At 68.2% G+C, this 6,177-nt stretch carries 5 protein-coding genes and 1 pseudogene; all 6 read left to right on the top strand.

Annotated elements, in window-relative coordinates; all coding sequences use genetic code 11:
- Positions 1 to 155: pseudogene (locus ABNX41_RS10215) on the top strand (electron transfer flavoprotein subunit alpha/FixB family protein); the annotation flags it as partial.
- The gene (locus ABNX41_RS10210) at positions 152 to 1,006 is read left to right on the top strand and encodes an alpha/beta fold hydrolase (protein WP_438669623.1); all 855 of its coding nucleotides are present in this window, start codon (positions 152 to 154) and stop codon (positions 1,004 to 1,006) included. The pseudogene ABNX41_RS10215 and the gene ABNX41_RS10210, both read left to right, overlap by 4 nt.
- Before the next feature lie 185 nt (positions 1,007 to 1,191).
- Positions 1,192 to 2,199: a Bug family tripartite tricarboxylate transporter substrate binding protein gene (locus tag ABNX41_RS10205; protein ID WP_438669622.1), complete on the top strand. Its 1,008-nt coding sequence runs from the start codon at positions 1,192 to 1,194 to the stop codon at positions 2,197 to 2,199.
- Between the two features lie 244 nt (positions 2,200 to 2,443).
- Positions 2,444 to 2,893: a tripartite tricarboxylate transporter TctB family protein gene (locus tag ABNX41_RS10200; RefSeq protein WP_438669621.1), complete on the top strand. Its 450-nt coding sequence runs from the start codon at positions 2,444 to 2,446 to the stop codon at positions 2,891 to 2,893.
- Positions 2,894 to 2,904: 11 nt separating this feature from the next.
- The gene (locus ABNX41_RS10195) at positions 2,905 to 4,416 is read left to right on the top strand and encodes a tripartite tricarboxylate transporter permease (protein ID WP_438669620.1); all 1,512 of its coding nucleotides are present in this window, start codon (positions 2,905 to 2,907) and stop codon (positions 4,414 to 4,416) included.
- A 42-nt stretch (positions 4,417 to 4,458) separates the two neighbouring features.
- Positions 4,459 to 6,144, top strand: a complete 1,686-nt coding sequence (locus ABNX41_RS10190; RefSeq protein WP_438669619.1) for an SDR family oxidoreductase — start codon at positions 4,459 to 4,461, stop codon at positions 6,142 to 6,144.
- Positions 6,145 to 6,177: the final 33 nt, after the last annotated feature.

The following is a 6,177-nucleotide window of genomic DNA, read 5'->3' as shown; positions in this document are numbered from 1 at the left end:
GCGCGATCCAGCATCTGGCCGGGATGAAGGACGCCAAGGTCATCGTCGCCATCAACAAGGACGAAGAAGCCCCAATCTTCCAGGTCGCAGATTACGGCATCGTCGGGGATCTTTTCAATATCGTCCCGGAATTCACCGGAAAGCTTCCGGCGTGACGCTTACTCCTCCCGATCCCCTGCCCCCGGAAGCCGCAAGGCTGGACCGCAGCGCCCGGACCATGCGGACGCGGTTCGATGGCGGCACCATGCCCTGGCGGATCTGGGGCGAAGGGCCGCCCCTGGTGCTGTTCCACGGCGGCCATGGCAGTTGGCTGCACTGGTTGCGCAATATCGAGCCCCTCGCGCGGCACCACCGGCTTGTGGTGCCAGACCTGCCCGGTTTCGGCGAGGCCGATGCCCTGCCCGCCCCCGGCCCGGGCACGCTGACCCGGGCGCTGCTCGACGGGATCGGGCAATTGGGACTGCCCCGGCAATTCCACCTGGGCGCCTTTTCCTACGGCTGCACCTTCGCGGGCGAGGTGCAGGCCCGCGTCCCAGAGCGGGTGCGGCGGCTCTTCCTGATCGGCTCGTGGGAGATCGGCCGTTACCACCGGCTCGACGACCGCCTGCTGTGCTGGCAGGAGACCGCCCCCGGCCCCGGGCGCGATGCGATCCACCGCCACAACCTTGCGGTTCTGATGCTGCACGATCCGGCGCGGATCGACGAGACGACGATCCGCATGCAGTCGCGCAACACGCTGTTGACGCGCAAGGGGATCAGCCTGACGCTGGAGGGGACGGACCTGGCCGCGCGGCTGCGTGCGGCGCTCTGCCCGGTGACATGTCTTTACGGCGAACAGGATGCCCTGACCCTCGGCTATCTCGACGAGCGTCGGCGGTTGATCGACCGACTTGCGCCGGGATCGGGGCTGCATCTGCTGCCGGAAACCGGCCATTGGGCGCAATACGAGGCAGCCGACGAGGTGAATGCGCTGATCCTGTCCCGGATCGCGCGCGATCTGGCCTGACATATCCGGCGGGCCGGGCATCTGGCACGCCATTTGCTGGAACTGCCGCGAGGCTCGCGGCGCCCCGGCCCCGACAGTCGGGAGGAGAAGAAGAGGTCTGCAAGGCCAGAGGCGACGATGCCGCCCGGCACAAGGACCGCTTGCGAAGGCCGAGCCCGAGAAAAACGGGACAAGGGAGGATCCAGATGACCCATTCGACACATGAAGGACGGCAGCGGCGCAGGGTGCTGGCGGGGATGGCGCTTGGCCTTTGCGCCCTCGCCCTGCCCGCCACGCAGGCGCTGGCGCAGGACTATCCCACGCGGCCCATCACGCTGGTATCGCCCTATCAGGCGGGCGGGGCCGCCGACAGCATCGGGCGCGCCGTGGCGGCGGCGGCCTCGAAACACCTGGGCCAGCCGATCGTGGTCGAGGCGAAGCCCGGCGCCGAGGGGCTGCTCGGCGCGAACGACGTGCGAACCTCGGACCCGGACGGATACCGGATTCTCTGGGGCGGCGCGGGCTCGATGATGCTGGCGACGGCGCTGCGCAAGACGCCGCCCTTCGATCCGGTCACCGATTTCACCCCGATCTCGGGCAGCGTGGACTTTTCGTTCTTCCTTTACGTCCATCCCGATGTCGAGGCCGATACCATGGCCGAATTCATCGAACTGGTGCGCGAGGCCCCCGGCGACCTGAACTACGGCACCGGCAACAACCAGGGCCTGATGACCTTCAGCTGGCTGAACCAGACCTATGGGCTGGACATGGAACATATCGCCTATCCGGGCGAGGTCGCGGCGACCACCGATCTGGTGCCGGGCCGGATCCAGGCCCTGTTCGCCACCACCTCGGCGCTGCCGCATGTGCGCGAGGGCAATCTGAAGGTGCTGGTCACCACCTTGCCGCAACGCAGCGCGCTGCTGCCGGATGTGCCGACCATGGTCGAGGCCGGGTTCGACAACGTGCCCTTCTCGCCCGGCGGCGGCTGGCTGGGAATCTTCGGGCCCGCGGGGATGGATCCGGCGGTGGTGGCCAGGCTGGAAGAGGCCTTCGCCAAGGCCTATCAGGATCCGGCCGTGCAGAACCAGCTTGAGATGCTGGGGCTGAGCCATACCGAGATGACGCTGGCCGAATTCACCGATTTCGTCCAGGCGCAGCGCGACCAGTATCGCGCGACGATCCAGGACCTGGGCATTCCGCAGGTCGATTGACGGCGGCAGGCGAGCGCGACCCGGGAGGTTTCACCCGGGTCGCCACTCGGGCGGCGGCCCGATCGGTCGCGCGCGCGTCGCCCGGCCGCTCGGCTTTTCACGGCGGGCCACAAAAGCCGCAGCCGACGGCATGGGCAACATAAGGCCCTCCGGCAAGGCCGGGCCCGGTGCGCGAGGGCGGCGGAAAAGAAGCGAGCCGCGCGATGCGAAAATCGCTGAACCAGCGGGATCGGGAGGGATCGGGATGCTGAATCGGGACTGGAGGGATGTGGCGGGCGGGTTCGTCATGCTCGGCCTTGGGCTGGCGTTCTGGCACCATGCCGCAAGCCATTACGAGATGGGAACCCTGCGCCGGATGGGGCCGGGGATGTTTCCCGCCGCGCTCGGGCTGGTGCTGGCCGGTTTCGGCGTGGCCCTGACCCTGGGGGCGCTGCTGCGTCGCGGCGCCATCCCCGCGATCCGGCTGCGCGAGCCCGCCTGCGTCCTGGCCGGAATCGCCGCCTTCGCGCTGCTGATCCGTCCGGCGGGCATGCTGCCTGCGGTGCTGGCACTGACGCTGATCTCTTCCTTCGCCGAACGGCGGTTCCGCCCGAAAAGCCTGGTCGCGCTTTGCGCCGCCCTTTGCGCCATGGCCTGGCTGGTCTTCGGCCTGGGACTTGGCCTTCCGGTTCCCATGTGGCGCTGGCCCTTCTGAAAGGAATTGCGATGGACACCCTTGCCAATGTCGGGCTTGGCCTTGCCACTGCGATGCAACCCGCCAATCTGTTCTACTGCTTTCTGGGCGTGTTCCTTGGAATGCTGGTCGGCGTCATCCCGGGGATCGGGGTGCTCTCGGCCATCTCGATGCTGTTTCCGCTGACCTTCTACCTAGATCCTGTGACGGCGCTGATCATGCTTGCCGGGATCTGGTATGGCACCGGATACGGCGGGCGCACCGCCTCTATCCTGCTCAACATTCCCGGCACCGTCGCCAATGCCGTCACCTGCCTTGACGGCTATCCGATGACGAAACAGGGCCGCGGCGGGGTGGCGCTTTTGCTGACCACGCTGGCCTCTTTCGTCGGCGGCTCGATCGGCATCGTGCTTTTGATGATGTTCGCGCCCGTGATCGCGGGCTATGCGATGGATTTCGGATCGGCGGAATATTTCTCGCTGATGGTGCTGGGGCTTGTCGCGGCCTCGACCATTTCCGAGGGCTCGGCGGTGAAGGGCCTTGCGATGGTGGTGCTGGGGATCATGCTGGGCACGGTCGGCACCGATATCTACTCGGGCATTCCGCGCTTCAACTTCGGAATGCTGTCCCTGGCGGACGGGATCAACCTGATCGCGCTGGCGATGGGGATGTTCGGCGTGGCCGAGGTGATCAGCTCCATCGGCAAGGTCGAAAGCGGCAGCGTCGATCCAGAGAGCGTCAAGCTGAGGGCCATGAAGCCCACCGGCGACGATATGCGCCGATCCTGGATGCCGATGCTGCGCGGCTCGGGGATCGGGGCGTTCTTCGGCACCCTGCCCGGCACCGGCCCGGCGGTTGCCTCGTTCCTGTCCTATGCGGTCGAAAAGCGCGTCGCCGAAGATCCCACGCGGTTCGGCAAGGGCGCGGTCGAGGGGATCATGGCGCCCGAGGCGGCGGACAATTCGGCCGAGATGACCTCGTTCATCCCCACCCTTTCGCTCGGCATCCCCGGCAGCGCCACCATGGCGCTGATGTTGGGGGTGCTGATGATCCACGGCATCGCCCCCGGCCCGGCGCTGATGAGCGAACAGCCCAGCCTGTTCTGGGGCCTGATCATGAGCTTCTGGATCGGCAATGTCATCCTGGTGATCCTGAACGTGCCGCTGATCGGCATCTGGGTCAGGATGCTGATGATCCCCTATCACCTGCTGTTTCCGGCGGTTCTGGTGTTCATCTGCATCGGCACCTACGGCATTTCCTCCAGCACCTCGCATATCTGGGTGGTCCTGGTCTTCGGCCTTGCGGGATATCTGATGCGCATTCTCGACTGGCCCGCGGCGCCGCTGCTTCTGGGCTTCGTGCTGGGCCCCCTGATGGAAGAGCATTTCCGCCGGGCCATGCGGCTGTCGCGCGGCAGCTTCTCGACCTTCGTCGAGCGCCCGATCAGCGCGACCGTGCTCGTGCTGACCGTGCTCGTGCTGCTCTGGGGGCTGCGCTCCTGGCTGCGGCAGAAACAGCGGGTGCGGGCGTTGTCGCGCGACTGACGCGGGGTGCTTGCGGAAACCGGACAGGACAGGGGAACGGACATGTCGGCGACAGGGATCGGCTTTGGATTTATCGGCATCGGCGACATGGGCGGCCCGATGGCGGAGCGCATGGCGGCGGGCGGCATCGCGCTTGTGGTCCACGACCGCGCGGCGGAGGCGATGGCGCGCCTTGTCCCCAGCGGGGCAAGGGCCGCGGCCTCGGTCGAGGAACTGGCGGCGGGCTGCGATGTCGTCTTCACCTGCCTGCCGAAACCCGAGATCAGCCTTGCGGTGGCGCGGCAGATCGCCCGGGCGCCCGACCGGCGCGCGCGGGTCGTGGTCGAAATGTCCACCGTCGGCGTCGAGGCGGTCCGCGCCATCCAGGCCGAACTCGCCCAGGGCGGCGTGGCGCTGGTCGACGGCCCGGTCAGCGGCGGGCCCAAGGCGGTGGCGGCGGGAAAGCTGACCTGCATGGTCTCGGGCCCGGCGGCGGCGGTGGAGCTTGCCTTGCCCGCGCTGGAAGTGCTGGCCGGACGGATCTTCCGCCTTGGCGAGTCGGTGGGAACCGCCCAGGCGATGAAGGTCGGCAACAACCTGCTTGCGGCGGCCAACCTCGCCCTGACCGGCGAGGTGGTGCGGATGGTGGAAAAGGCCGGGATCGCCCCCGCGACCGCCATCGAGGTGATCAATGCCTCGACCGGGCGCAACCGCGCGAGCGAGGAACTCTACCCCAGGCAGGTCCTGACCGGCAGCTTCGCGCAGGGCGCGCGGCTTGACATCCTGGCCAAGGACACCGGTCTTGCCGTTGCGGCGGCGCAAAGCCTTGGCGCCGCCTTCCCGATGGGACAAGCCATCCGCGCGACCTGGGACAATGCCGCCGCCGCAGGGTTCGGCGCGCAGGACATCACCGCGATCTACAGGTTTCTGGGCCAGCGCAGGGCCCAAGCGCCCGAAGGCCCGGCACCCGAATTCAAGGGCAAGACCGCCGTCATCACCGGTGGCAATCGCGGCATCGGGCGCGCCATCGCGCTGGCATTCGCACGCGAAGGGGCGAATGTCGTCATCTCGGGGCGTGACGGCGCCTCGATCGCGGCGGTGGTCGAGGAGATCCGCGCCCTTGGCGGCGGGGCCCGGGGTGTGGCGGCGGATCTTGCCGAGATTTCCGGGGCCGAGACGCTGGCGCGCGCGGTCTCGGAATCCTTCGGCGCGGCCGATGTGGTCGTCACCTCGGCCGGGATCCGCGACCATGCCGACCAGAGCATCGACGCGATGGATCCCGCGCTTTACGATGCGGTGACGCGCGGCAACATCCTGACCACCGTGCTGCCGATCCGGGCGCTGCTTCCGGCCATGATCGCCCGTCGCGAAGGCCGGATCGTCACCATCAGCGGCGTCTTCGGCCTGCGCGGCCGCGCCAGGCATGCGGCGGGCGTCAGCGCGAAATGGGCCATCGAGGGCTTCATGCGCAGCCTCGCCATCGAATGCGGGCCGCATAACATCAACGCCAACAGCGTCTGCCCGGGCTATGTCCTGGGCGCGCGTTCCGCCGCAGGCATGGCCGCGATCGCCGAAGGCCGGGGCATCGCGCCCGAAGAGGTCCGCGCCGAGCTGGAGGGCAAGACCCTGCTCGGCCGCCTTTCGACCGAGGCGGATATCGCCGGGGCGGTGCTGTTCCTCTCCGGGCCGCGCGCGCGCAACATCACCGGCCAGGACCTTGTCGTCGACGGCGGCTGGTCCGCGCTCTGACCCGCCGCCCCTTCCCCTTCCACCTTCACTCAG

Source organism: Pseudogemmobacter sonorensis (assembly GCF_042762395.1).
In the GTDB taxonomy this organism is placed as follows: Bacteria; Pseudomonadota; Alphaproteobacteria; order Rhodobacterales; family Rhodobacteraceae; genus Pseudogemmobacter; species Pseudogemmobacter sonorensis.
The sequence above is the reverse complement of the archived record's forward strand: the minus strand, read 5'-3'. Positions and strand labels throughout refer to the sequence as shown.